28 protein-coding genes are annotated in these 25234 nt (G+C 55.0%); 24 read left to right on the top strand and 4 right to left on the bottom strand.

Features of this window, described 5'->3' with window-relative positions; all coding sequences use genetic code 11:
• The 5 genes from GNX18_RS00005 (at nucleotide 1) to GNX18_RS00030 (ending at nucleotide 5241) form a co-directional block, all read left to right on the top strand.
• Complete coding sequence (locus tag GNX18_RS00005) at nucleotides 1-639, top strand: RpiB/LacA/LacB family sugar-phosphate isomerase (RefSeq protein ID WP_138236015.1); 639 nt, start codon at nucleotides 1-3, stop codon at nucleotides 637-639.
• 185 nt (nucleotides 640-824) lie between these two features.
• Nucleotides 825-1832, top strand: coding sequence for an LLM class flavin-dependent oxidoreductase (locus tag GNX18_RS00010; protein ID WP_166214659.1), 1008 nt, complete (start codon nucleotides 825-827; stop codon nucleotides 1830-1832).
• Nucleotides 1833-2140: 308 nt separating this feature from the next.
• Nucleotides 2141-3103 (top strand): hypothetical protein, encoded by a 963-nt coding sequence (locus GNX18_RS00020; RefSeq protein WP_166214661.1) that lies wholly within the window; start codon nucleotides 2141-2143, stop codon nucleotides 3101-3103.
• Between the two features lie 506 nt (nucleotides 3104-3609).
• A complete protein-coding gene (locus tag GNX18_RS00025) occupies nucleotides 3610-3819 on the top strand; it encodes a hypothetical protein (RefSeq protein WP_166214663.1) in 210 nt (69 codons plus the stop codon).
• A 474-nt stretch (nucleotides 3820-4293) separates the two neighbouring features.
• Complete coding sequence (locus GNX18_RS00030; RefSeq protein ID WP_166214665.1) at nucleotides 4294-5241, top strand: HEPN domain-containing protein; 948 nt, start codon at nucleotides 4294-4296, stop codon at nucleotides 5239-5241.
• A 240-nt stretch (nucleotides 5242-5481) separates the two neighbouring features.
• Here the strand turns inward: GNX18_RS00030 and GNX18_RS00035 are convergent, their stop codons facing one another.
• Together GNX18_RS00035 and GNX18_RS00040 are read right to left on the bottom strand one after the other, a co-directional pair.
• Complete coding sequence (locus tag GNX18_RS00035) at nucleotides 5482-6528, bottom strand: transposase (protein ID WP_166214667.1); 1047 nt, start codon at nucleotides 6526-6528, stop codon at nucleotides 5482-5484.
• Between the two features lies 1 nt (nucleotide 6529).
• A complete protein-coding gene (locus tag GNX18_RS00040) occupies nucleotides 6530-7429 on the bottom strand; it encodes a site-specific integrase (RefSeq protein WP_166214670.1) in 900 nt (299 codons plus the stop codon).
• Nucleotides 7430-8267: 838 nt separating this feature from the next.
• Here GNX18_RS00040 and ltrA point away from each other — a divergent pair.
• The 10 genes from ltrA (at nucleotide 8268) to GNX18_RS00090 (ending at nucleotide 14971) form a co-directional block, all read left to right on the top strand.
• Complete coding sequence (gene ltrA, locus GNX18_RS00045) at nucleotides 8268-9812, top strand: group II intron reverse transcriptase/maturase (protein WP_205828015.1); 1545 nt, start codon at nucleotides 8268-8270, stop codon at nucleotides 9810-9812.
• Between the two features lie 162 nt (nucleotides 9813-9974).
• Nucleotides 9975-10442: a GNAT family N-acetyltransferase gene (locus GNX18_RS00050; RefSeq protein ID WP_166214674.1), complete on the top strand. Its 468-nt coding sequence runs from the start codon at nucleotides 9975-9977 to the stop codon at nucleotides 10440-10442.
• Between the two features lie 115 nt (nucleotides 10443-10557).
• Nucleotides 10558-10881: a hypothetical protein gene (locus GNX18_RS00055; protein ID WP_166214676.1), complete on the top strand. Its 324-nt coding sequence runs from the start codon at nucleotides 10558-10560 to the stop codon at nucleotides 10879-10881.
• A 58-nt stretch (nucleotides 10882-10939) separates the two neighbouring features.
• Nucleotides 10940-11308 carry a hypothetical protein gene (locus GNX18_RS00060; protein ID WP_166214678.1) on the top strand — a complete coding sequence of 123 codons (369 nt, stop codon included), beginning with the start codon at nucleotides 10940-10942 and terminating at the stop codon, nucleotides 11306-11308.
• A gap of 156 nt (nucleotides 11309-11464) precedes the next feature.
• Nucleotides 11465-11935, top strand: a complete 471-nt coding sequence (locus tag GNX18_RS00065) for a hypothetical protein (protein ID WP_166214680.1) — start codon at nucleotides 11465-11467, stop codon at nucleotides 11933-11935.
• A gap of 180 nt (nucleotides 11936-12115) precedes the next feature.
• On the top strand, nucleotides 12116-12382 hold the full coding sequence (locus tag GNX18_RS00070) for a CopG family ribbon-helix-helix protein (RefSeq protein ID WP_166214682.1): 267 nt from the start codon (nucleotides 12116-12118) through the stop codon (nucleotides 12380-12382).
• The gene (locus GNX18_RS00075; protein WP_166214684.1) at nucleotides 12379-12552 is read left to right on the top strand and encodes a type II toxin-antitoxin system RelE/ParE family toxin; all 174 of its coding nucleotides are present in this window, start codon (nucleotides 12379-12381) and stop codon (nucleotides 12550-12552) included. Before GNX18_RS00070 ends, GNX18_RS00075 begins: the two co-directional genes overlap by 4 nt.
• A 31-nt stretch (nucleotides 12553-12583) precedes the next feature.
• A complete protein-coding gene (locus GNX18_RS00080; protein WP_136783862.1) occupies nucleotides 12584-12886 on the top strand; it encodes an IS66 family insertion sequence element accessory protein TnpB in 303 nt (100 codons plus the stop codon).
• Nucleotides 12886-13254, top strand: a complete 369-nt coding sequence (tnpB, locus tag GNX18_RS00085) for an IS66 family insertion sequence element accessory protein TnpB (protein ID WP_136783863.1) — start codon at nucleotides 12886-12888, stop codon at nucleotides 13252-13254. The genes GNX18_RS00080 and tnpB overlap by 1 nt, the downstream gene beginning before the upstream one ends.
• A gap of 46 nt (nucleotides 13255-13300) precedes the next feature.
• Nucleotides 13301-14971 carry an IS66 family transposase gene (locus GNX18_RS00090; RefSeq protein WP_166214686.1) on the top strand — a complete coding sequence of 557 codons (1671 nt, stop codon included), beginning with the start codon at nucleotides 13301-13303 and terminating at the stop codon, nucleotides 14969-14971.
• Between the two features lie 15 nt (nucleotides 14972-14986).
• Here the strand turns inward: GNX18_RS00090 and GNX18_RS00095 are convergent, their stop codons facing one another.
• Nucleotides 14987-15283, bottom strand: a complete 297-nt coding sequence (locus tag GNX18_RS00095; protein WP_166214687.1) for a hypothetical protein — start codon at nucleotides 15281-15283, stop codon at nucleotides 14987-14989.
• Nucleotides 15284-15360: 77 nt separating this feature from the next.
• Between GNX18_RS00095 and GNX18_RS19480 the strand changes: the two genes are divergently transcribed.
• The 9 genes from GNX18_RS19480 (at nucleotide 15361) to GNX18_RS00140 (ending at nucleotide 23667) form a co-directional block, all read left to right on the top strand.
• On the top strand, nucleotides 15361-16017 hold the full coding sequence (locus tag GNX18_RS19480; protein WP_166214689.1) for a phosphoribosyltransferase: 657 nt from the start codon (nucleotides 15361-15363) through the stop codon (nucleotides 16015-16017).
• 31 nt (nucleotides 16018-16048) lie between these two features.
• A complete protein-coding gene (locus GNX18_RS19485) occupies nucleotides 16049-16711 on the top strand; it encodes a dienelactone hydrolase family protein (protein WP_240914115.1) in 663 nt (220 codons plus the stop codon).
• Nucleotides 16712-16714: 3 nt separating this feature from the next.
• Nucleotides 16715-17680, top strand: coding sequence for a ribose-phosphate pyrophosphokinase (locus GNX18_RS00110; protein ID WP_166214691.1), 966 nt, complete (start codon nucleotides 16715-16717; stop codon nucleotides 17678-17680).
• A gap of 1 nt (nucleotide 17681) precedes the next feature.
• Nucleotides 17682-19496: an adenosylcobalamin-dependent ribonucleoside-diphosphate reductase gene (locus GNX18_RS00115; RefSeq protein ID WP_166220210.1), complete on the top strand. Its 1815-nt coding sequence runs from the start codon at nucleotides 17682-17684 to the stop codon at nucleotides 19494-19496.
• A 123-nt stretch (nucleotides 19497-19619) separates the two neighbouring features.
• Nucleotides 19620-20300 (top strand): HAD family phosphatase, encoded by a 681-nt coding sequence (locus GNX18_RS00120; RefSeq protein WP_166214693.1) that lies wholly within the window; start codon nucleotides 19620-19622, stop codon nucleotides 20298-20300.
• A 153-nt stretch (nucleotides 20301-20453) separates the two neighbouring features.
• Nucleotides 20454-20825, top strand: a complete 372-nt coding sequence (locus GNX18_RS00125; protein WP_256367395.1) for a GFA family protein — start codon at nucleotides 20454-20456, stop codon at nucleotides 20823-20825.
• A 91-nt stretch (nucleotides 20826-20916) separates the two neighbouring features.
• Nucleotides 20917-21288, top strand: coding sequence for a VOC family protein (locus GNX18_RS00130; RefSeq protein WP_166214697.1), 372 nt, complete (start codon nucleotides 20917-20919; stop codon nucleotides 21286-21288).
• Between the two features lie 478 nt (nucleotides 21289-21766).
• The gene (locus GNX18_RS00135; RefSeq protein WP_138235786.1) at nucleotides 21767-22090 is read left to right on the top strand and encodes a hypothetical protein; all 324 of its coding nucleotides are present in this window, start codon (nucleotides 21767-21769) and stop codon (nucleotides 22088-22090) included.
• 188 nt (nucleotides 22091-22278) lie between these two features.
• A complete protein-coding gene (locus GNX18_RS00140) occupies nucleotides 22279-23667 on the top strand; it encodes a glutamine synthetase family protein (RefSeq protein WP_138235787.1) in 1389 nt (462 codons plus the stop codon).
• 85 nt (nucleotides 23668-23752) lie between these two features.
• Here GNX18_RS00140 and GNX18_RS00145 read toward each other — a convergent pair whose 3' ends face one another.
• Complete coding sequence (locus GNX18_RS00145) at nucleotides 23753-25021, bottom strand: 6-phosphofructokinase (protein WP_166214699.1); 1269 nt, start codon at nucleotides 25019-25021, stop codon at nucleotides 23753-23755.
• Between the last annotated feature and the right edge of the window lie 213 nt (nucleotides 25022-25234).

A 25234-nucleotide genomic window follows, 5' to 3' on the forward strand; every position in this document is an offset into this window, starting at 1 on the left:
ATGAAGATCGCACTGATGAACGAATTCAGCCAGGCGTCCAAGAACGCTGTGGTGCTGAAAGAGCTGCAGGACGTGGCCGGCGCACTGGGCCACACCGTGTACAACACCGGCATGAGTGACGACAACGACCACCGTCTCACCTACATCCACTTGGGCATCATGGGCAGCCTGCTGCTTAACGCAAAGGCGGTGGATTTTGTGGTGAGCGGCTGCGGCACCGGCCAGGGCGCTCTGATGTCTTTGAACGCCTACCCGGGCGTCAACTGCGGCTACTGCATCGACCCCGCGGACGCCTACCTGTTCGCCCAGATCAATAACGGCAACGCGCTATCCATCCCCTTCGCCAAGGGTTTCGGGTGGGGTGCGGAACTGAACATCCGCTACATGTTTGAAAAAGCCTTCACCGGGGTGAAAGGCCAGGGGTACCCGCCGGAGCGCAAAGAGTCCCAAGTGGCCAATGCCGGTATCCTGAACCACATCAAGGAAGCGACCTCCAAGTCTTACCTGGATGGCCTCCAAGCCATCGACCCGGAACTGGTGAAAACCGCCGTGGGTGGCGAGCGCTTCCAGGCCTGTTTCTTCGAGAACAGTCAGGACCAGGCGCTGACCGATTTCGTGCGCGCGGCACTGGATTCCTGATCCGCCCCTGACCGCTCCAATCGCTCCGGGGTGCCCGGGGCGATTCTTTTTTTCAGTTCTTCTCCAGTCCCTCGCGCTTGTGTTTCCGCTGCCTTCCCTCCAAAGGCCCCAATCCGTAGGTATTCCATTCCGGCTGCGCTAGGATTGGCACAGTTTTACCGCCTGAAATTCGTCAAGGAGTCACCGTGCGCGCATTTTCCCTGCTGGATCTCTCGTTAATCACCGATGTTGGCGATGCGCGCCAGGCGCTGATGCAATCGCTGGAGGTCGCACAGCAAGCGGAAAATCTTGGCTACAAGCGTTTCTGGATGGCAGAGCACCACAACATGACCGGCGTGGCCAGCGCCGCGACCGCCGTGGCGCTGGGATATATTGCCGCCGGTACGCGCAGGATCCGCGTTGCCGCCGGGGGCGTGATGCTGCCCAATCATGCGCCGCTGGTGGTGGCTGAACAGTTCGGTACCTTGGCCGCGCTGTACCCGGACCGTGTAGACCTGGGCCTTGGGCGCGCACCGGGTACCGACGGCGCCACTATGACCGCACTGCGCCGCGATCCACTGCACGCGGCGGATCACTTCGCCGAAGACGTACAGGAGCTGCTGCACTATTTCGCGCCAGAGAAACCGGGGCAGCGGGTGCGCGCCGTACCCGGGGTCGGTTTGCAGGTACCGGTGTGGCTGCTCGGCTCCAGCCTGTATTCCGCACAACTGGCCGCGGCGCTGGGGTTGCCATTTGCCTTTGCCTCACACTTCGCGCCGGCCATGCTGGACCAGGCGCTGCACCTGTACCGCAGCAAGTTCCAGCCTTCGCAGTATCTCGATGCGCCATATGCCGCGGCGGCGATCAACGTATTCGCAGCGGATTCCGATGAGGAGGGGCGCAAGCTGATGACCTCCATCGAACAGCAGTTCGTCGCCCTGCGACGCGGCACGCCCGGCCGCCTCAAACCGCCGGTGGACGATCCCACTTCCATCGCCTCTGCCTCCGAGCGAATGCAGGTGGCGCAGGCATTGGCGGAATCCGCCGTGGGGAACCGGGATTCCGTCACCAGCTGGATCGACCGTTTCCTCGCGCGTACACGGGTCGATGAACTGATTGTCACCGGCCCCATTTACGACCACGCCGCGCGTCTCAAATCCTTTGAGATCACCGCCGAGGTGCTGAATGGGCGCGTGGAAGCGTGCTGTGAATGATATGCGGGAAGAACTGCATATTCGCGAAGCCGAGGCCGCAGATTTCGCCTCAGCTGGCCAAGGCGCTGGGCTACCGGGCCATGCAGTTCAGCGTTGTGGCCTCCTCCAACGCCGGCGCGGTGCGGTTGTAGCAGCGACAAGGATTCGATATCGTCGGGCGACTGCCGCGCGCATTCATTCATCCATCCATCCATTTCTGGGGGATGTGGATGCGCTGGTGATGTACAAATGGCTCGCTGACTAAAACTATAGCTATACCGATACAAGCCCCCGTATATGCAGAGAGACCGTAAAAGGGAGATTTACGGATGTCACATCCCCAAGCACCGTACAGCGCGAAGCTGCACTGTTGTGTTTGCAGTGAACCCATTTCCGCCTTGTGGCAACGGCAGCAGGCGGCGACTGAGTTCCCTCATTGTCAATCGTTTGATTGCTCCCGTTTTATCGAGCAGCGCCGCAACCTGCCGGAAAACCTGTTTCGTGCTCAGCTGGAATCCGTAAGCGCGCAGTATCGCGAACGGAAAGCCGCACAGCTGGAGCGGGAAGAAAAAATCCGCGCGCGCGTGGAAGCCGAAGAACAGGAAAATCAGCAACTGCTCGATGCACTGCTGAAAACATGCCCCGAGCTCGCCGAGCAAGACATCCACCGGACAGTCATTCCCTCAGGGCGCAAGCGTATCGCACCGGTGACTCCGCAGAGAATGGAGAGCTATCGCGCGCACCTGCAGAAAACCGTGGCGGCAGCGGAGAATTTCGTCTCCGCTGCCGAGATTGTCGAAGATCAGAACCTCCACTACGTGGCGGACTCCCATCGCAATAACAACTGCTTTCATCGCACCCCCGCGTTACAGTCCGTGAGCGACCGGTTGTGCACCATGTGCCGCGGCGCCTGCTGCTCGTCCGGCGGCGATCACGCCTACCTGTCACCACTGATCCTGCGCAGAATCCTCGATAGCAACCCGAAACTGAGCGGCGACGACATCGTCGTCAGGTATACCTCCAGCGTCGCCGCGGAAACCATCGAAGGTTCCTGCATCAACCAGACCGCCAGCGGCTGCAGCCTCCCGCGCGAACTGCGTTCGGACACCTGCAACGCCTACTACTGTGACGCCATCCTGAACTACCACCGCGACTGCAATGATGCCGGAGAAGCCCGCAACGTATTCGCCATCCAGCGGGAGGCGACCTTCGCAGGCACTATTGACCCCGATACCCCCAATGGCGTGCTTGCCACAGCGCTAGTGACAGAAGATGGGGTGGAAAAACTTTGAGGGAAAGTGGTTGAGGCGCACTGGTAAGTGGTGAATACAGCTGGCCGGATCGTAAGATGGAGCGGCTGATGGTGACGTGTTCAGTGAGCTTTCTGTGCTTGTAATTGCGTGTAATGGAAGCCGCAAATATTTGCGTGACCGCGGCAAAGTTCTGTGGCTATATATGGACATCGGTGTGCATATATAGTCACTCGCGTGCATATATGTAGCCACCCGTGTGTATATGTGGACACTTATGTGTGTATCTGCGCGAGTGTCTATATATGACCACGCCATTGAATAAAATGTTAACGTAGGGAATCAAAAAAATGAAAGTGGTTAACCTGCAAGAAAAATGAAGGAATCCTGTAGCGGGTCTTTTTTGGCTCCGGAAGTCAGAACCAGGTAGCGAAGTTTCCGGTAGCTGATTTTGTGCAGTCTGAAAGTCTGCTTAAGGTAAAGATCGTGCTGCATCGAGCACGGATTCATGAATCAAAGCCATTTTTGTTGCTGGGGTTAAGAAAAGAATGAGATTTTCAAAATGCGTAGAAGAACTCAATCGTTTTAAGAGCAGCCAATTAGGCCAAAGTTGGTTCTTGGTTTTGCGCGCTTCGGTGGTAGAAACCGAGGTTCACGTTAACAAGGCGCTGCAGGCGACGGCCAACTTTGTGCACTTTATGCGCGGTCGCTGCGCTCCCATTATCGCGCATAAAGCGCCCAAAATTGTCCGCGCCTGAGCGCGGCGTTAGCGTTTTTTTCGTGTGTCGCCGCCTTTCAAAATATTGCGGCGGTCAAATTTTAGAGGCGGGCATTGAGGCCTCTAAAAAGTGGTAGCAGGGTGCTCGGGCTTAAAGTGGTCTTTCTCAATTGCAGTGGCATCCATTCTATGGGCTGTTGCAAGAGGCGGCTCTGAAGGTCGGTGCCAAGTTCAGAAATCGGTAAAGTGGTGGCGGAAAGATTTTAGTTATCGGGAAGTCCGCCGCTTCTTTGTATTGGGTTCAGTGGTAGCGGTAAGCTCGCGCGTAGTAGTGTTTTTTGGAGTTTCTTCACAGCGCTAACAATGCCAGGCAGTTCGCTCCGGGCCTTCGGCCCTCCGCGGGACGTCCAACGCTGTGCACATATTGTGCGGGTCGCTGCGCTCCCATTTTCGCACAATATGTGCACAGCATTGGCCGCCCCTGCTGGCGGCGTTATAGCTCAGAGAGTTACAAATGGAGTTCTTAGGGTTACTCGGAAATGTTGATCATTCCATTCTTGAGGTCGATTTTGGCCGAGGGTTTATTGTAGAGGCCATGAATATGAGTGAGTTTGCTCATATTTGTGAAGAAGATTTTGGCATCGCGGACGTATGGATTAAATTAGATTATGATTGGGGTTGCTGCTCTCAAGATGCATTTAAAAGACCAGAGCATGTTTATTTAATTCGAAAAACTTTACATGATTATCCAGAGTATAGCGGTGAAAGCGATGATGCTAAATCAAGAGTGGTCTATTGGGATTTAGAGCACGCATATCAAAATAAGATAATTGAGTATCTTCAAGATAAAATTCGTAAGCTAAGATTGCTAAAGGAAGGATCAATTCGATTAAGTATAGAGATATTTTTTAGGATTGAAGATGATATCTGGGAAATGGACAGTTCAAGAGAGTCTACATTGGCGTGCGAAAATAGACTGTTTCACCTTACAAAGAGTGAGCTTCGCGAAGCGAATGATTATTTGTCGGATGGTCTAATTGATTCTAAGCATAAATACCTCCAGTTTGCTGTCGAAAACTTTGAACTATCCTATTCGATTTCCCAGTACCAACTGGAGTTTCTGTCACTCATGATATCGCTTGAAGCCCTTCTAAATGATGCAAATTCCGAGCTTAGATTTCGCGTCTCTCGTGGTTGTGCAGTTCTACTAGGTAAAACTAAATCTGAATCAAATGCAGTGCTTAAGATAGTTAAGGATCTGTATGACAAAAGATCAGTTCTAGTCCATACGGGAAATCAAAATAAAATTACTAAAGCCGATGTTTTGCAGCTAAAGGATATAGTCAGAAGAGCTTTAAGGGCCTCGTTAGCACTGAACCTCCCTAAAGCGGAGTTGTCGACGTTATTAATGGAAAAAGGGTTTGGTGTTGCAAGCAAAATCCGCAAGAGCTATAACAAATAAGGATATGTTGCGCTTGCCGCAACATATCTGGTTGTTGAACGAGCCCGGCCAGCTCTATTCATGTAAATAAGTCGAAGGAGGATGGGCGGGGAAGGCCAACGTTAACCGCTAGCCTTTTCTACGGGCGAGCAAGACCCTCGCCCGGAAGGCGATAAAAAATTCGTTGTTACATCGTGTATTCGCTCCTTTAAGTTAGGCCCGTTAATCCTCGTGTTGGTAGCATCCGTGCTCTATCCGTTTTTATCCGGGCTGGGCTTTGCGAGGATAGATACCGGTCACCCGCATAGGGCTTCGGCAGTGAGGGCAAGGCAAACTCGCGGTTTTCTTCGTCGGTGGTGCAGGCCTCTGCACCTTCAGTACCCACTGTAGAATGTGCATAACCGCCTTCGCGTTGCCGTGTAAGTACCCATAATCTCGGGCACGGCGAAAGCCCTTTGGCAGGCAGTGTTGCAGGATTAGTACGATGAACTGCTCACCGGTAACGGTACGGGTTTTCCATTGGTGGGTATTGGCGTCACGGTAGCGAAAGGTCACGTTGCAACCGTCATCGGACAAGATGTTGGTATTGCTAATGACACCGCGATACAGATAGCGCGCAAGATAGCGCAGCGCTTCCGTGCCTTTGCCGACACGTTTACATTGCGCCACCCATTTCTTTGGCGTTCTGCCGGGGGTTATCCCGGCCTGAAAGAGCGCCTTAAGAAACGCACCTCGAAAGGCTTTTGCCAAGGCGCGTCCATTAAACAGGTATTGGCCACGGACTTTGCACCACTGTCGGCGCGCTTTATTAACCGCTCCACCGGGTACCACAATATGAACGTGCGGATGGTAGTCCAGACGGCGAGTGTGGGTATGTAGGACAGCGCAGAAGCCCAGCTCTCCGCCCAAGGTACTATCGTTTTTGGCAAAGGTTTTGAGTGTCTGCGCGGCACAGCGCATCAGCAAGTCATAGCAAGTGCTGCGGTACTGTCGAACGACACCCCGCAGCTCCTTGGGAAGCGTAAAGGTGACCATGTAATAGTTCACCGGCAAGCGTTTTTGCTCCTGGCGTTGCAGCCAGGCTTGCGTACTCTGGTCCTGGCAGAGGTTACAGGCGCGATGTCCGCAGGAGCGTGGCGTGTGGGTGTTATGAGAGCAACGTTGGCAGGTCCATGCCATCTCACCGTAGGGACCTTGGCGGCAGCCCTCGATAGCGTTGAGGGCGGACCACTGGTCGCGACTGAGCGCGTGACCGAACTGCTCGATAAAACGGTGGCGGTAGCGTTGAACAATCGTTTGCAATGTCATGCTACGCCCCCCATACCACGCGCAGCTTGGCCAGCAGGCCGTTGATGCGCCGATCGGTATCGTTTTGCGTATAAGTGGATAGCTGGGTGTACAGTGCGGTGGTCTTGGGGCACTCGTGCCCCATCTGCTCTTGGATCGCCCGCAAACCCACGCCCGCGTCGGTCAGGAGCGTGCCATAGCAATGGCGCAAGGTGTGGATGGTAATCTCTTTGCGAATACCGACGTCGCTGACGATGGCTTTGAAGGACTTCTGTGTGCCGCCACGGTCCATAGGCTCACGAGCCTGGTGCTGCTCCTCGGGTGTGCGTCCGCGAGGAAAGAGCAGCGTGGGATTGCGATGTGTGACCCAGTACGCGCGCAGTGCTTCCAGCGTCATCTTGGGCAAGAAGACGAAGCGGTCCTTCTTCCCCTTTGCTTGACGTACGTGCAGAAGGCCGCGCTCGCTGTCGATGTCGGCCACGCGAATGCCAAGAGCTTCGCCCAAGCGCAGGCCCATGCTAAAGCAGGTGAGAATGAAGGTCTGGTATCGCCGCTCGCGGGTACCATTGATCAATCGCTCCAGCTCTTTGAGTGTAAGCACGTCGGGGAGGTGCTTCTCTTGAGGTGGTTTGACAATATCGACCCACTGCCAGTCGCGCTTAAGTACATGCTTGTAAAAGAACTGCAGGCCATTGCGATCCACCTTCACCGTTGACCAGGAGTGGGTGCTGATGAGGGACTCGAAATAGCCCTCAAGCTGCTCTTGCGTGAGGGTGTCGGGTGGGCTGTCAAAATACTCGCAGACGCGCCGTATGGCACGGCTGTAAAGATCAATGGTTGAGTCGGCTTTGCCCTGTCGTTTGAGTGCGCTAAGATGTTTTCGGTACAGTGAATCGAATCGTTTTTGCTGTGCTTTGTTCATAAAGATATTCCCCTAGTTGTCGTGCTCGGGGGTGAGCACGTAGGGGAATTATCTTTATTTACTGGGGGTTGAGCTTTGCCGCGTAGCGGCTTCGTTCAACAAAGCGCTGCAGGCCGACGTCTAACTTTGTGCACTTTACGCGCGGTCGCTTCGCTCCCATTATTGCGCATAAAGCGCCCAAAGTTAGCCGCGGCTGAGCGCGGCGTTATTTGCGACGTGAAGTCGTATAAATTTCTGTTACACACTCTGATAAATCACAGGAGGTTATTTCTCAGAACGATGTAACCCGATGTTCTACCATCGGTTTCCTACCGGCACATGCGTGGAGAGTAATTTCCGGGTGTGAAGCTGCCGGGACAATGTAACCTGCGGGCTCTGCCCGGAAGAGAATAACCGCGAGGCATTCTCAACTCTGCCAGCATCGAGGCGGTAAGGGGCTAGGAATGGATAGTATGGTCAACTCAGGTGAACTGCTGCACTCCCGTTATGCGCAAGAAGCCAAAGGTGCTGGCAGGCTTTAACCAAAAGGTGCGTGGACAAGTTGGTGGGCTTTTAACGTCTCACCACGCAGATGTTGCTCCGCCGGGGGACAGGCAGGATCTAACCTATCCCGAGATTTATACGGAACACGATAACCCCGTATCGTACCGGGCAACCGGAAAGCGAGCCGTGAGGCAAGCTGACTATGATGCGGGTGTAGGAGGCTGGAAGAAGCGAATGCCGCGCTGTAATGACGCGGATACGGGTTCCAACTTTGCCCGGCGCGAAAGCGAGCAGACGTCCAGTTGGTGCCTCATCGCGAGAGAGGCTGGAGAACCGATTTTGTGGGGGAAAGCAAATGACGGCGTACGTGGAGCACCCGGAAACGGACAGGCCGCGTTCCAGTGCCGGTGCGCCCCCAGCGGGAACGGCGAGCCAGACCGATAGACCACCGATGTCTATCGAGACAGCCCGTTACCATGTCTATCGGCTGCAGCGGCGTATCGCGAAGGCGGTTGAAGACAAACGTTACAACAGAGCCCGCGCACTGCAACGGCTTCTCACCGGCTCCCATGCTGGCAAACTGCTGGCCGCACACCGTGTCATGCACAATCGCGGCCGCAAGACTCCCGGTATCGACGGCGCCACCTGGCAGTGGCCGCAAGATCGACCCGAAGCACTCCGCTTCCTGCAGCGACGCGGCTATCGCGCCCAGCCGCTGCGCCGCATTTCCATCCCCAAAGCTAATGGCAAGGTACGCCCACTGGGCATTCCCACCATGGCCGACCGCGCGGCCCAGGCACTGCAGCGCCTTGCGCTGGAACCCTGGGCAGAGACGACAGCCGATAGACACTCCTATGGCTTCCGTCCCAAGCGCTCGACCGCAGATGCCCTGCAGCAGTGCTATATCGCCCTGTCGCGCAGGACCTGTGCCGAATGGGTATTGGATGCGGATATCAAGGGCTGCTTTGATCACCTCAGCCACGACTGGTTGCTGGCGCATATCCCCATGGATAAACATCCGCTCCGGCAGTGGCTGAAGTGCGGCTATATCGATCGCCACGTCTACCACCAGACCGACGACGGTACACCGCAAGGCGGCATCATCAGTCCGCTGCTGGCCAACATGGCCCTGGATGGACTGGAAGCCGCCATCGAGGCCGTCGTGCCCAAGAGCGGCAGCTGTGTCAACGTGATCCGCTACGCGGACGATATCGTCATCACCGGAGCAAGCCGGGAATTGCTGGAGCAGCAGGTACGCCCCGCCCTTGAAGCCTTCTTAGCCGAGCGCGGGCTCATCCTGTCCCCAGAGAAGACTCGCATTGCACATATCAACGAAGGGTTCGACTTCCTCGGCTGCAATCTGCGCAAGTACAACGGCAAGTTGCTGACCCGGCCCGCCATGGACAAGGTCCGGGCCTTCGCAGGAAAGATCCGCACCCTGATCAAGCGCGGCGTCGCGCTACCCACTTTCCAGCTCGTCACACGTCTCAACCGCATGCTGCGAGGCTGGTTCAACTACTACCGTCCCTGGGTATCCAAGGCAACTTTCGCCCTGATCGATACCGTGGTCTACCGGGCGCTGTGGTGGTGGATGCGACGGCGACACAAGAACCGTCAGAAACACTGGCTCTACGGCCACTATACCCGTCCACAACGCACGCCCAACGGCAGCTATAGACGGGTGTTCACTGGTCAGGCCCGAACCGCCCTGGGGATTATCCGAAGGGTAACCCTGTTTAAATTGAGCGACCTGCCAATCCGGCGTCATAGTAAAATCGTGGCAAAGGTCACCCCTTACACACCAGGCTGCGGCAACTACTTCCGCAAGCGCTGGCAACAGGGGCGGAGCAATCGCAAGGCAGACCGGGCCCATCTTGCCAGATACCAGCTGGCGGCGTAATGTGGAAAGCAAAATTGTTTATAACGAGTCAAACCGCCGGGTTCACAGAGCCTTTGAGGGGCTTGAGCCGTATGCGAGGAAACCCGCACGTACGGTTCTTAGAGGGCCGGGAGTCGGTGACGGCTCCTGGCTACTCGGCGCGGTAGAAGGATTCGAAAACGCGTGAAATACAAGATTATTGATAAATCTAAATCGGAAGAAATTGCCAAACTGGCAGTATGTCTAACGAATGAAATTATTGAACGTACAGGAATTAAACATTTTGATGTTGATGTTCCTCTAGCGATTGACCTATGTGAAAACTATGTATCAAATGGCCTTTATCATGTTATGGCTGCATTTGATGGAGATAAAATCATTGGGTTTGGTGCTATCTGCGAAAGTCATTCATTATACGCAGAAGGCAGTTTTGGTATTATTCAAGAGTTTTACGTAATGCCAGAGTATCGCTCCAAAGAAGTGGGAAAATCACTTATTCAAGAAATAGTGGGATTTTCCAAACAACAAAAATGGAAGCGTCTTGAGCTATGTACGCCTCCAGTCCCAGAGTTTGATCGTACAGTTGAGTTTTACCAAGCTAACGGCTTTGAAATTACTGGTGGTTACAAAATGAAATATGCAATCGCATAACAAGTGGCTGCAACCGACCGCAAAAATTGTCACTTGTTTTGCCAAAAAACCGGCAAAACAACCGCCATTTTTTGCGGCGGCTGAGCCAGGCGTTATGCGCTAAGGAAAATTCGTAGTGTTTAATTTTAAACCTGGCTCTGGCTGGTCTTTTGAAACTGAGTTTCGGTGTTTCATAATCTATAAAAGGTTGAAAGAAGAGAACTTTCCAAGTGGAATGCAAAGTGATCTCTGTCGGGTTCTCGCGAAGAGTTTCGGATTAAGTGAATCATCCGTAAAAGCAAAGGTAGGCAACTACAAGTCAGAGTTTGGAGATATAGGCGCTTCAAATTCTTCTGAGGCAACAAAGTTTATCTCTGAGAATTTTGGAAACCTAAGTGTGGCCGAAGCTGAGGCCCTCCTAACTGGGTACTTAATGGGCACTAGTGGGGAGTACGCATAACAAGGCCGGGCAATTTGCTCCGGGCCTTCGGCCCTCCGCGGGACAGCGTTATGCATAGATGAAGATTGTAAGAGATTTTACCAGTGAGAAGGATGCAGTTTCTTTTGCTCATAAATTAAGAGAGCGAGGGATTCCAGCGCATGTTGGAGTATTTAAAGGCAGCAACTTTCACATCTACTCAAGTGATGGCCCAAAAACATATGGTGTGTGGGTTCTTGAAGACAGCCAGTACAATGATGCGGTTCGCCTCATTAAGGGAGCCAAGCATAAGGTGAAAAATCCATTGTCAGAGGAGCAGATTGCGCATTTGGAGGCTGAGCTTTCGAGAAAAAATATACATGTAATTTTAAGAGATATGGCTATATTTTCTGTGGGGCTCGGCATACTTATCTTCTTCCTGATAGATCTATGGAAGTCCAATGCATAACAAGGCCGGGCAATTTACTCCGGGCCTACGGCCCTCCGTGGGACAGCTTACCTTATGCACGTTTCGCGCAGGTCGCTGCGCTCCCATTTTTGCGCAAAACACGCACAAGGTAAGCTGCCCCTGCCGGCGGCGTTATGGCAACTAAGAGCCAAGAGTATGAATTATTTAGCCACACTTTTATTGCTCGTTTTTTCAGCATCAACTCATGCGCAATCGATTGAACAGACGGAAGAAAGACTACTTGAGTTATATGAGGCTCAAGGCAGAAAGGTTCTGCTAGAGAATCTAAGTGATCTGAAAAATGAAGATTTAGTATTAGTATCTTCAACTTTTCAGTATCAAAATTCTGATACGAAACCGTTTACTAACAAATTTCTCACGTTTGTAGATAAATCAACCGAAGAAGTGCAGGTAGCAAAGCTACCAAAAACAGATGAAGAGAGTTCTATTCGAGAAAGATTAAAAAAGTTGCGAGCGATGTCAGAGGCTAGAAAATCCGGTAAAGAGTTTGATGGAACGTACAATGAGTATGTATATAAATCTTATATCGTATTTCTAAATGTGTCTGAGGGTCTGAAGCCAGTTGGGGAAAGCACCCATAGCCAACAACACCCTGTCAAGCCATAACAATCAGCGGCAGAGCGACAGCCAACGCTACGCGCCTTTTGTGTTACTCGCTGTCGCTCAAACATTAACACAAAAGGCGCTCCGCGCTGGCTGCGTCTGCGCTGGGCGTTATGAGCTTCCATGATCTGATGGTTCGCAGTACTATTATGTAATACATGTGAATACATCGGAGGGTGTGTCATGAGCTTGACCAGTATCCGCCTCAATAATGAGGTCGAAATCCCGCTTGAAAACCTCTCAAAGAAGCTTGATAGAAGTAAAAATTACCTTATTAATCAAGCAATTAGGGAATTTATTGCACGCCAAGAAATGGAAGAGACTCTTTGGTCAGATACCTTGGAGGCTCTTGATTCAATCAAGTCCGGTAAGGCGGTTAGCGCCCAAGAGGTAGAATCCTGGCTGCAGAGCTGGGGCGGCCCAAATGAAAAGGCGCCACCTAAACCATGATTTTGCAGTATTCTCCAGAGTCTATTGCTGATCTGACCCGCCTTAGAGAGTTTATTGCTGAGAAAAATCCAATTGCGGCGCAGCGTATAGCTGGCGAGCTTTTGGAGGGCATCAAGGTAAGCGCCAAAGAATCAGCACCTGTTTTTCCTGATTCGACTTCAACACACTGATTCCAACCGTACTTACACAAAGGAATCAGCCATGACCCCCGAAGAGCGCACTCAGTTCTGGCAACAACAAATCTCCACCTGGCAGGTATCCAGCCTATCCGGACAGGCTTTCTGTCGGGAGAATAACCTCTCTTACCACCAGTTTGTATACTGGCGACGCAAACAAAATAAAGCCCGTTCAAGCCAGCCGGATTCCCCTATCGGATTTGCCAGAGTAACTCAGACTGCCTCCTCAAAGTGCGAGCTGACACTCACGCTGCCCAACGGCCTGTCGATTACCGGCATACATACCGGGAATATCGAACTCGTGGGTGCGATTCTGAGGCAGCTGTAATGGCGTTGCGTTACCTGCGCCCGGCACTGGACATACCGCAGATCTATCTCTACCGGGCACCAGTGGACTTCCGCAAACAGGCCAATGGCCTGGCGGCATTGATCGAGCAGGAACTTGGGCACAGTCCCTTCACCGGTGCCCTCTACGCCTTCACCAATCGCCATCGCAACAAAATCAAGTGTCTGATGTGGGAAGGTAATGGCTTTGTGCTCTATTACAAATCACTGGCCGAGGAAAAGTTCAAATGGCCGACCCTGTCGGAGGATCTACTGCCCCTGACCGGTGAGCAGATTAACTGGTTGCTCGACGGCTACGATATCAGCTTACTCAAAGGGCATAAAACGCTGCACTACGAGTCGATCAATTAACGCCTTGAGCGGTGCCTTTGAGACCTTGTTTTGCTAACATATCGCCATGAAAAAGGCGCCCAGCACTCCCATCAATACAAGCGATTACAGTGGTTTATCCACTGCGGAGTTGCTGGCGGTGATTGGCGACTTCCAGCAACAGCTGGCGCAAAAAGAACAGGCCCTGCAATCCAGGGATGAAGCCATTCAATCCCTGGATCATTCACTTCAATCCCAACACAAAGCCATCCAGCAGCGCGATCACTACATTGCCCTGCTGGAAGAGCAGCTGCGCCTGAAGAAGGCCCAGCAGTTCGCTGCCAGTAGCGAAAAGCATACCCACCAGATCCACCTGTTCGATGAAGCCGAGATGGAAGCGGAGATCGAGGCGCTGCTGGAGCAGCTCCCCGAGGATATCGCACCGGTGGAACCCAAAGCGGCGAAGAAACGCCAGCGTGGCTTCAGCGGGAAACTGGTGCGCGAGCGTATCGAACTGACACTGTCGGAAGAGGAAAAGGCCGGCGCGAGTAAAACCTTCTTCACCAAAGTGAAAGAGGAGCTGCAGTTTATCCCCGCCCAGCTCAAAGTACTGGAAATCTGGCAGGAAAAGGCAGTGTTCGAACGTGACGGCAGCGAAACCATCATTGCAGCCAAGCGCCCCGTACATCCGCTGGGAAAATGCATTGCCACCACCTCACTGCTGGCCTATATCATCACCTCAAAATACGCCGACGGCTTGCCGCTGTATCGCCTGGAGCAGATGCTGAAGCGGCTGGGGCACGAGGTTGGGCGAACCAGTATGGCGCACTGGATTATCCGCCTGGAGGATGTCTTCCGGCCGCTCATCAACCTGCTACGCGAAGTCCAGAATAGCAGCCACTACCTGCAGGCGGATGAAACCCGGATCCAGGTCCTGAAGGAAGACGGAAAAAGTACTCAATCCGACAAGTGGATGTGGATCACCCGCGGTGGCCCACCGGGTCAACCGTCCGTGCTGTTCGAATACGACCCGTCCCGTGCAGGTAGCGTCCCCGTGCGCCTGCTGGATGACTTTGCCGGTATCCTGCAGGCGGATGGTTACTCCGGCTATGGTCGGGTGTGCCGTGAAAATAACATCACCCGGATCGGCTGCTGGGATCATGCGCGCCGTAAATTCATCGAAGCCAGCAAAGCGGCTCCGGGTGGTGCAAAAAAAGCTAAAAAAAGCAAAATCTCCAAGGCAGACATCGCCCTGGGGTATATCCGCAAGCTTTATGCCATTGAGCGCGAAGCCCGGGACCGCAGCGATACCGAAAAATACAAGGTTCGTCAGGCGCTGAGTTTACCGTTGCTCGAAACCTTCAAAACCTGGTTGGAAAAACAGGTCGGCAAGGTGATGAAGGGTTCACTGACGCGTATTGCGATGGAATACACCCTGAATCAGTGGCCTTACCTGACAGGCTATTGTGAGCATGGATACCTGCACATCAGCAACGTGCTGGCGGAAAATGCGATACGCCCCTTTGCTGTCGGCCGTCGGGCCTGGCTGTTCGCCGATACCACACGGGGGGCGAGAGCCAGTGCCACCTGCTACTCCCTGATCGAAACCGCCAAGGCCAATCAGTTGGAGCCCTCAGCCTACATCCACTATGTACTGGACCGAATCGGTGAGGCCGACACGCTGGAGAAGCTCGAAGCCCTTCTGCCGTGGAATGTGCCCTTGAAGCCTGTTTCAAAAAATTTGGCTCAGTATGGTTAGGGGAAGTGTGTCGATTTAACGGCGCTTACGCCGCAGCGGCACCAGATCCAGGTAAACCCCATCCGTAAGCCGCCGGTTGAGGCGCAGTTCCTCGCTGCAGACCCCATAGCGTTTGTCCAAGCTGCTGAAATCCAGGTAGTGGAAGCACACCGGCTTTTTCATTTTGTAAACGAACTTGTCGGTCAGGAACAGCCGCGCCATATGGGTTTCTTCCAGACGTACCGAGCTGGTCCCCTCCGGATAGCTGTCTGGAGAGAGAAGGAAACGGGTCTTCTGTTCCAGGCCCGGAAGTTCGGCGTTGGCTGTGTGCATGGTTTGAATCGGCAGTTCGGTCCTGTTTGCTAGTCTAGTTGTATTACTCCTTCGCCAATTTCTACCGGCAGGTTGTTATGGAGCCGTTTGAAAATCGCATTGAGGCGGGGCGCCGGCTGGCGGAACTCCTCGGTGACTACCGCGACCGCGACGATGTCATCGTGCTGGCACTGCCGCGAGGCGGGGTGCCGATTGGGCTTGAGGTGGCGCGCCGGCTACACGCGCCGCTGGACCTGATGCTGGTGCGAAAACTGGGAGTGCCTGGTCACGAGGAGCTGGCCATGGGGGCGATTGCCAGTGGCGCGCGGGTGCTCAACGAGGAGGTCATCATCAACTGCGGTATCAGCGAGGCTGCGCTGGAGCGCGAGACCCACGCAGAGGAGGCGGAGCTTGCGCGTCGTGCGCGGCGCTACCGGGGCGACCGGCCCTGGCCGCAGCTCGAAAACCGTTGCGTCATCCTGGTGGACGATGGCATTGCCACTGGCGCCACCATGGCTGTGGCCGCGCGCGCCGTGAGGGCGCAGCGGCCGGCGGAGCTGGTAATCGCGGTACCGGTGGCGCCGCCGGCGACCATCGAGCGCTTTGCGCCCTTGGCAGATAGCTTTGTCTGTCCGTTGCAGCCGATATCATTCTGGGCTATTGGCGCCTGGTACCGGGATTTCTCCCAGCTCAGCGACGAGCAGGTCATCGACATGATGCAGGAGGCGGACGACTTGGAGAGCGGGCAGCCTTGAGCGAGGAAACAGCCTTGAGCGGAGAGCAGCCGTGAGCGGAAGCGTCACGCGCAGCGAGGTGCAGATTGATACCGGCGCCGGGCCGTTGGAAGGCTTTCTGGCGCTGCCAGCGGGTGGCCAGTCACTGGTCCTTTTTGCCCACGGCAGTGGCAGCAGTCGTTTCAGTCCTCGCAATACGATGGTCGCAGGGGCGCTCAATGCGGCTGGTATCGGTACGCTGTTGTTTGATCTGCTCACCGCGGATGAACACCGGATTGACGAATTCACCCGGGAGTATCGCTTCGATATCGACCTGCTGACCCGACGCTTGGTGGATGCGCTGGATTGGGTGAAAGCCGGGCCGGAAACAAAGGACCTGCACCTGGGGCTGTTTGGCTCCAGTACCGGTGCCGCTGCGGCGCTTATGGCAGCGGCCGAACGGCCGCATTGGGTGGAGGCGGTGGTATCGCGGGGCGGGCGCCCGGACCTGGCGGGTGACGCATTGCCCAGGGTGGCAGCGGCGACGCTGATGATCGTCGGCGGCGAGGATTATCAGGTAATAGAGCTCAACCGCGCCGCCGCTGCGCACATGCGCTGCGATCCTGTACTAAAGATTGTGCAAGGGGCCACCCACTTGTTCGAGGAGCCCGGCACCTTGGAGACGGTGGTGGCGCTCGCCATCGACTGGTTTCAGCAAACACTGCAGGACCGCTGACCTATGCGCCCGCTCAAGCTGTTCAGCCTCGACGCCGGTGCCGATTTTGCCCTGGACGTCGCCACCGCGCTCGGTGTGCCACTCGCCGCGCATGAGGAGCGTGAGTTCGTCGACGGCGAGCACAAGCTGCGCCCGCTGGATGACGTTGAAGGGGCGGACGTCTATCTGGTGCAGTCGCTGTACTCGGAGCGCGCTAGCAGTGTTGATGACAAACTGGTGCGAATGTTGTTTTTTGTCGGAGCCCTCAAGGACGCCGGCGCCGCCCGCGTTACTGCGGTGATTCCCTACCTGTGTTACGCGCGCAAGGACCGCCGCACCAAGCTGCACGACCCGCTTTCCAGCCGCTACCTGGCATCCCTGTTCGAAGCCCTGGGAACCGACTGTGTGGTGACCCTCGATGTACACAATCTTGCCGCCTTTGAGAATGCCTTTCGCATCCGCACTCTACATCTAGCGGCACAGCCGTTGTTCGTGGATTTCGTCGCTGAGCGGCTGCAGGGTGATGGAAACCCGCTGGTGGTGGCATCGCCGGATGTGGGCGGTGTCAAACGCGCGGAGGCCCTCCGCCAGGCTCTTGGCGAGCGTCTGGGTGGCGAAGTGGGACGGGCGTTTGTGGAGAAATACCGCAGCGGTGACGAACTGTCGGGTGGTGCGCTGGTGGGCGATGTTGACGGTGCCAGTGTGGTGATAGTGGACGACCTGATTGCCGGCGGTGGCACCGTGCGGCGGGCGACGGAGTCTCTGAAGCGCGGCGGTGCCGCACGGATACTGGTGCTGGCGAGCCACGGCCAGTTTTGTGGTAGCGCCCTTACGGATTTGGCGCAACTGCCCATCGATGTGCTGGCGGTCACCAACTCGCTGCCGCAACCGGTCGGCACACAGTTACAGATAGTGGACTGTGCGCCGCTGCTGGCGGAGGCGATCCGCCGGCTTCATCATGGTGGCCCGGCGACGCAATTGAGTGTCTGACATGGACTACTTTGAGTCCGAGATCTCACAATTTATCTGGGAAACCAAGTATCGCTACCGCAACGGTGAGCAGATCTTTGATACCACTCTGGAAGACAGCTGGCGGCGGCTGGCGCGGGCGCTCGCAAAAGTCGAGATTAAGCGCGGGCACTGGGCGCTGCGCTTTTTTCGCAATCTGGAGGATTTCCGCTTTTTACCCGGTGGGCGCATCCTCGCCGGTGCAGGTACGGATCACCGCGTTACCCTGTTCAATTGCTTTGTGATGGGCACGATTGAGGACTCGATGGAAGCGATCTTCGAGCGCCTCAAGGAATCGGCGCTGACCATGCAGCAGGGGGGCGGCATTGGTTGCGACTTTTCCACCCTGCGCCCGGCCGGAAGCCGTGCCCACCACACCGGCAACATTGCCTCGGGGCCGGTTTCCTTCATGCGCATCTGGGACGCCACCTGCGCGACGCTGCTTTCTACCGGCAGCCGGCGCGGTGCGATGATGGCCACCTTGCGCTGTGACCACCCGGATATCGAGCGCTTTGTCGATGCCAAGCGCGATCCACGCGAGTTGCGCCACTTCAATCTATCGGTGCTGGTTAGCGATGATTTTATGGCCGCGGTGGATGACGATTGCGAATGGGATCTGATATTTCCTGAGCGGTTGCTGGAAGGGCAGGGCAGGGAGCAAGTGTTGCGCGGATGGAGCGGCGAGTCCAAGCCCCTGCCATGCCGGGTGCTAAAGCGTGTTCGTGCGCGCGAACTGTGGCAAAAAATCATGCGTGCAAACTACGACAGTGCCGAGCCGGGGGTATTATTTGTCGACCGGATTAATACTCACAACAATCTTTACTACCGCGAGCAGATCAGCGCAACCAATCCATGTGGCGAAATTCCACTGCCACCCTACGGCGCCTGCAATCTGGGCTCGGTAAACCTGATGCGTTTTGTCCAGGCTCCGTTCTCCGCGCGAGCGGATCTGGACTGGTTCGGGATTGACGAGTGTGTGGCTGTGGGTGTGCGGATGCTGGACAACGTGATCGACCTGTCCCACTACCCATTGCCATCACAGAAAAAGCAGGCCCGTGGTAGCCGCCGCATTGGTATCGGCATCACCGGTCTTGCGGATGCACTGATTGCCCTGGGGCTGCATTACGACAGCGATCAAGGGCGTGCGCTTGCCGCGAGGGTGATGGAAACCGTGCGCGACAGCGCCTACCGGACCTCCATTGCGCTGGCGGCGGAGAAAGGGGCATTCCCTTTGTATGAGCGGACCAAATTTCTTGCCGGTGCGGATGTGTGTGCCCTGCCCGAAAAATTGCGTAAGGGGATCGCCGACAAGGGGATTCGCAACAGCCATCTGATTGCCATCGCGCCCACCGGTACCATCAGCCTGTTGGCCAATGGGATTTCCAGCGGTATCGAGCCGGTATTCGATTTTCACCACCGTCGCAGGGTGCTTACCTCGGAGAGCGATTACCGCAGGTTCGACATCGTCGATCCGGTATGGAAGCTTTGGTGTGAGCGCGGAGGTGACCCCGAACAGTTGCCTACGGCATTTGTTTCCGCACGCCAGCTGTCGCCGCTGGCGCATCTGCGCATGCAGGCGGCTCTACAAGCCTATGTGGACAACGCCATTTCCAAAACCGTGAATGTCCCAGAGGATTTTCCGTTTACCGAGTTTGAGTCCCTCTACCGAGAAGCGTTTGCGCTTGGCCTCAAAGGTTGTACCACCTTCCGCCCAAATCCGGTCCGCGAATCGATACTCAGTAGCGCCAGTGAAGTAGCGGCGAGTCATTGTTGCGATATAGAGCGCGAAGGCGACTGATCATCTTGATCTAAACCTCGGGCTCCTTCATTATCCCAAGGGCCGGATAGGAAGCGGTTTACCGTTCCGGTGGTTTAAAAGTACAGAGTCCATTTCTTTAGCTGCCAATAGAACGGAATTCAAATGCAACTACGAGCCATTTTACTTGACCATGATGGCACACTGGTCAATTCAGAACCTGTTCACTATAGAATCTGGGCGCAGGTTCTACAGCGCTACGGGTTTACATTAACAGAGCAGCAATATAAGACCTGCTATGCCGGTGTGCCCACCCCTGCCTCTGCGGTAGATTTGGTGCAGAACTTTGGCATTGATGTATCGCCTGAACAGCTCGCAGAAGAAAAGAGCGCCGCCACACAGGAATACCTTGAGCGGCAGGCATTTCCCTTGATGCCAGGAGTGGAAGAGGCTTTATCTTATTTTTACCGCGTGGGACTTAAACTTGCCATTGTAACTGGAGCGAGTGCGAGCGGCGCGCAAACAACTCTTAGAACTCACAATTTCAACGACTATTTTACTGTGGTCGTTTCCGGGGATGATGTCCGGGCAAGTAAGCCCGCGCCAGACTGTTATATTCTGGCGCTCCAACGGCTTGGTGTTTCAGCCGCAGAGTGTCTGGCCATCGAAGATACTCAGCACGGGCTCGAAGCGGCTTTCCGCGCTGGTATTGACTGCTTGGCACTACCTACAGATATGTCCCGGTCTCAAGACTTTAGTCTTGCAGAGACGGTTCTCACTGGTATGCCGGAAGCGGTTGAGTACGTACGTAAAGTTCTCTGTGGCATGGAAACTTCGCAGTCCTAGGTGCAGAATTTCTTCATCGCTGTTTTTTTGCGCGTAGATCAGTTACGGGAAACTGGGAGATAGATAATAGTGAGCAACGTACCTCGTATAACGAAAGGCAGTTGCCGTTGTGGACAGGTGGAGTTTGAAATTGCATTCCCGCCATTGATCACGATGGCGTGCCATTGCACCGGATGCCAGAAAATGACCTCCAGTGCGTTCAGCCTGAGTTCGCTGTTTCCGAGTGCGGCGTTCTCGGTGACAGCTGGTGAGCCGGTAATCGGTGGGTTGCATGGCAGTACCCGTCATTTTTTCTGCGGGCATTGCATGAGCTGGCTGTTCACGAGGCCTGACGGTATGGATGACTTTGTGAACGTGCGCTCTACGCTGCTGGATGGTTCACAGAGCTTCCAGCCATTCCTGGAAACATACACGGCGGAGAAGCTGGCCTGGGCTGTTACCGGTGCAAAACACAGTTTCAGTGAATTCCCTCCGCAAGAAGAGTTTCCGGAATTGCTGCAGGAGTATGCCAGCGAAAATTCATAGATGCCGAGTTGGAGGATGTATCGCTGCGCACGGCAGCGTCATCGCTGATGGTCTTGATTCTGTTGCCTTTTTCACCCCTAGGGGGATTTGAATGGATCTTGAGTTTCAGCCGGGGAAAAATATCGCCATGAAAATCCCGGCACATGAGTATCAGAATACGGTTCGTTTCTATCGGGATGTGCTGCGGCTTACGGAGTTGACGCCCGATGGTCCGGATGAGACCCCGAGGTTTGAGTTTGGCGGCAAGGTGCTGTGGCTCGATTGCATGCCCGGATTGAGCCAGTCTGAAATCTGGCTGGAAATCGTCACCAGTGATATCGACAAGGCTTCTGAGTATTTCAAAGAGCAGGGTTGCCATCGGCGGGACGAGATTGAACCGCTGCCGGAGGGGTTCAGAGCGTTTTGGATATCAAGCCCATCCAATATTATCCATCTGGTGTCATCGACAAGCGATGGTCTATAGGTGAGCTATAACCTGCGAACCTGATCTGCATAATCAAGGAAAGAAAATGCAATTATCACAAAAGGAAGCATTGGAACGGTACGATGTATTTCGAGCTCGGGCGGAAGGGATAGTAAGGGAAGCCTAGCGGAAAACTTGAGGCGTGTTCAAATTTTTGTATCGGTTACTTAACCTCATGCCCACGTAGGCGATGTATTTTTTCAAGCGATTTTGGGCTCGGATTTCTCCAGGATTATGAATAGATTCTTGATTTCTGTAATTTTCCTGCTGTCTCAAAACTGCTTCGGAAGTAGCTTTGCGCAAGATGTTGTGGCAGCAGCTATTGACCGTACTAAGAGCGAATAGTTTCAAATGTCGCGACAGCAAATTTAGATGCTGCAAAGACATTTTGTGAGTTTACCCTTGGCCTTGAATTTGTTATGCATCCGGAATGGATTAAAGCTTATAGATCAGGTGAAAAAGTAATGGAGTATGAAACATGAAAAATCTTAAAATGGCACTGTTTGGTGTTCTCGTTGCCGTCGCCTTCACTGCGCATGCCAATGGATCATTCCGGCTTCCAAATGGCAAGCTTATCCAGGAAGGAAAAAGCAAACAGGAAATAATCTATATAGCCGGTGCTCCGATGTACCAAGAGGTGGAAACCATCGCGGTAGATGAAGGTGCTGGTGGGAACCCGATAAAACGGGAAATTTTAACATATCGCCTTCCCAGCTCTCTCGGTGGCATGTCATTGGTTGTGGTAACCATCGAAAACAACAGGGTGGTCGCTGTAGAGTCCAAGCAGGAAAGCAGGATCTAAACCGGGCTAAGGATGGCCGGGCCGCAAGTCAAGCGCGTAAGTGCTTGATTTGTTGTAGAGCTTTTGTAGGAATGGCTCCCTTGTTTTGCGGGCATCTTTTGTTCAGTCATGTTGCCATGGAAAGTCCAATTTCCACTTCGGCATTTTCCGCTACAATGCGCTGGACATTACTCATACCCGGAGTTCCCATGAGTCAGCCTGACGCACAATCCTGGCTGGATGACCTTCCCGCTGCATTTCACACCTATCTGAACGGACGCCGGCTGGATGAGGTGGAGTGCATTGTTCCCGACCTCAATGGCATGTCCCGTGGTAAGGCCATGCCGCTCAGCAAGTTCTCGCCAGACAGCCCGGTCTTCCTGCCAATATCCATTTTCTACCAGACCATAACCGGCCAGGATGTGGAGATGGATATCGAAAACCAGTGGGCCGAGAGCGATATGGCGCTGGTGCCGGATATGTCGACGGCAATGGCGGTGCCCTGGGCGAAGCAGCCGGCGCTGCAGATTATTCACGATCTGCAGGATCTACAGGGCAATCCCATCGCTTGTGCGCCGCGCAATGTGCTGAAGCGGGTGATCGCGTTATATGCAGAGAAGGGCTGGAAGCCGATTGTGGCGCCGGAGCTGGAATTCTATCTGACCAAGCCGAATATCGACCCGAACGAGCCCATTGAACCGCCGGTGGGGCGCAGTGGCCGTTCGGGCACTTCCCTGCAGTCGTACTCAATGACAGCCATCGACGAGTACGGCCCGGTGATCGACACTATTTACGAATACGCCGAGGCCGCCGGCCTGCATATTGACTCGGTGATTCAGGAAGATGGCGCCGGACAGGTGGAGTTTAATCTTACTCATGGCGATCCGTTGTGGCTTGCGGACCAGGTGTTTTATTTCAAGCGCATCATCAAGGAGGCGGCACTAAAAAACGGGATGTTTGCCACCTTTATGGCCAAGCCCATGCGCGACCAGCCCGGCAGCGCCATGCACGTACACCAGAGTGTGGTGGATATCGACAGCGGCAGGAATATTTTCTCCGACGATGACGGCAATGCGACGGACCTGTTTCGCTATTTTATCGGTGGCACCCAGAAGCATATGCGCGAAGTGATGCCATTTATCGCTCCGAATGTGAATTCCTATCGGCGTTTTGAGTCCGAGGCGAATTCCAGTGCGCCGACCAATATCGGCTGGGGCTACGACAACCGCGCCACCGGCCTGCGGGTGCCCAATTCCGGTGCCCAGGACCGACGCCTGGAAAACCGGGTGATCGGCGTGGACGCTAACCCCTATCTGGCTATCGCCGCGAGCCTGATCTGCGGTTATCTCGGGATGATAAACCGCGTTGAGCCGGATGCACCGGCGGAATCGGAATTGGATGAAGAGCAGGAGGCGCGCTCTTACATCCCGATGACGTTCGATGAGGCGCTGCGTATTTTCGAGGGCGCGGAGGAAATCCATCAGGCGCTGGGAGAGGGGTTCTGCCAGCTGTACGCGGCAGTAAAAAGCGAGGAGATGAGACTGTTCCACCGGGAAATTTCCCCGTGGGAGCGCCAGCATCTGTTACTCAACGTATAGCGTTCTGCGGTAATTGCCGTCGCAATTAAAAAGCCCCCGCCTTCAACAGGTCGGGGGCTTTTTTTGCGGGATAAAAAACCTGGTGTCAGACCTTGAATTCTACCGCCAGCTTTTTCTCCACCAGTACTTTCTTCAGGCGGGCATACTGGGGGATACCATTCTTGTAGGGTGGATAGTCTTCGCCCAGAATCAGTGGCTCAAGGTAGGCGCGGCCGGCGGGGCTGATGCCGAAACCGTCTTCGGAGATATATTCTTCCGGCATGAACTTTTCCACATTGGCCACTTCTGAAAGCGGGGCTTCGCCAATGCTCCAGCTATAGTCGGCTGTGCAGGTGCCGTTGCGCTCAATGGTAGGCATGATGGCGTTTTTGCCGGCCACGGCGGCTTCCACCGCGGCCTTGCCCACGGCGTAGGCCTGTTCCACATCGGTGGCGGAGGCAATGTGGCGGGCGGCGCGCTGCAGATAGTCGGCCAGCGCCCAATGGTATTTCAGGCCCAACTCGTCCTTGACCATTTTTGCCAGGGTCGGCGCGACGCCGCCCAGTTGCTTGTGGCCGAAGGCATCGACGCTGCCGGCGTCGGCGAGGAAGGTGCCGTCTTCGTACTGGGCGCCTTCGGAGGCGACGATTACGCAATAGCCCTTGTCGTCGACGGTCTGCCGGACTTTGTTCAGAAACTTCTCTTTGTCGAATGCCACTTCCGGCAGCAGGATGATATGTGGAGCATCGCCTTCCTGCTCCTGTGCCAGCGCGCCGGCGGCGGCGATCCAGCCCGCGTGGCGGCCCATCACCTCAAGGATGAACACCTTGGTGGAGGTGGCGCACATGGAGGCCACGTCCAGTGCCGCTTCCTTGGTGGAAACCGCCACATATTTGGCCACGGAACCGAAGCCGGGGCAGTTGTCGGTGAACGGCAGGTCGTTGTCCACGGTTTTGGGGATGTGGATGGCCTGGATGGGGTAGCCCATTTTTTCCGACAGCTGGGAAATCTTCAGGCAGGTGTCGGCGGAGTCGCCGCCGCCGTTATAGAAGAAATAGCCGATGTCGTGAGCCTTGAATACTTCGATCAGGCGCTCGTATTCGGCGCGGTTCTGCTCCAGGCTTTTCAGTTTGTAGCGGCAGGAGCCAAAGGCGCCGGAGGGGGTGTGGCGCAGCGCGGCGATGGTTTCGTCGCTCTCCTGGCTGACATCAATCAGCTCCTCGCGGAGCGCGCCGACAATGCCATTCAACCCGGCGTAGACAGTGCCGATCTTGTCGCTGTGCTGGCGGGCGGTCTCGATGACTCCACAGGCGGAGGCGTTGATGACGGCGGTTACTCCGCCTGATTGCGCGTAAAAGGCATTCTTCTTCGACATGACTATCCTATGGCTGCAGTCGCGGTTTCTCGTCTTAAGTCACGCTTGCGCGTGGTGCTGGCGGGCGGCTTCTTATGGCGGCCTCGCGCGGCGCGAAGTCTAATGTATTCATATGGCAATTGCATGGAATTGCAGAACTTCGACACGTACTGCCGGATTTGGCCGTGATAAGCTTGCGCGGCATCCATTTCCCGAAAATGGCTGGCAGTATCC

The organism is Microbulbifer sp. SH-1 (assembly GCF_011326135.1).
GTDB lineage: Bacteria > Pseudomonadota > Gammaproteobacteria > Pseudomonadales > Cellvibrionaceae > Microbulbifer > Microbulbifer harenosus.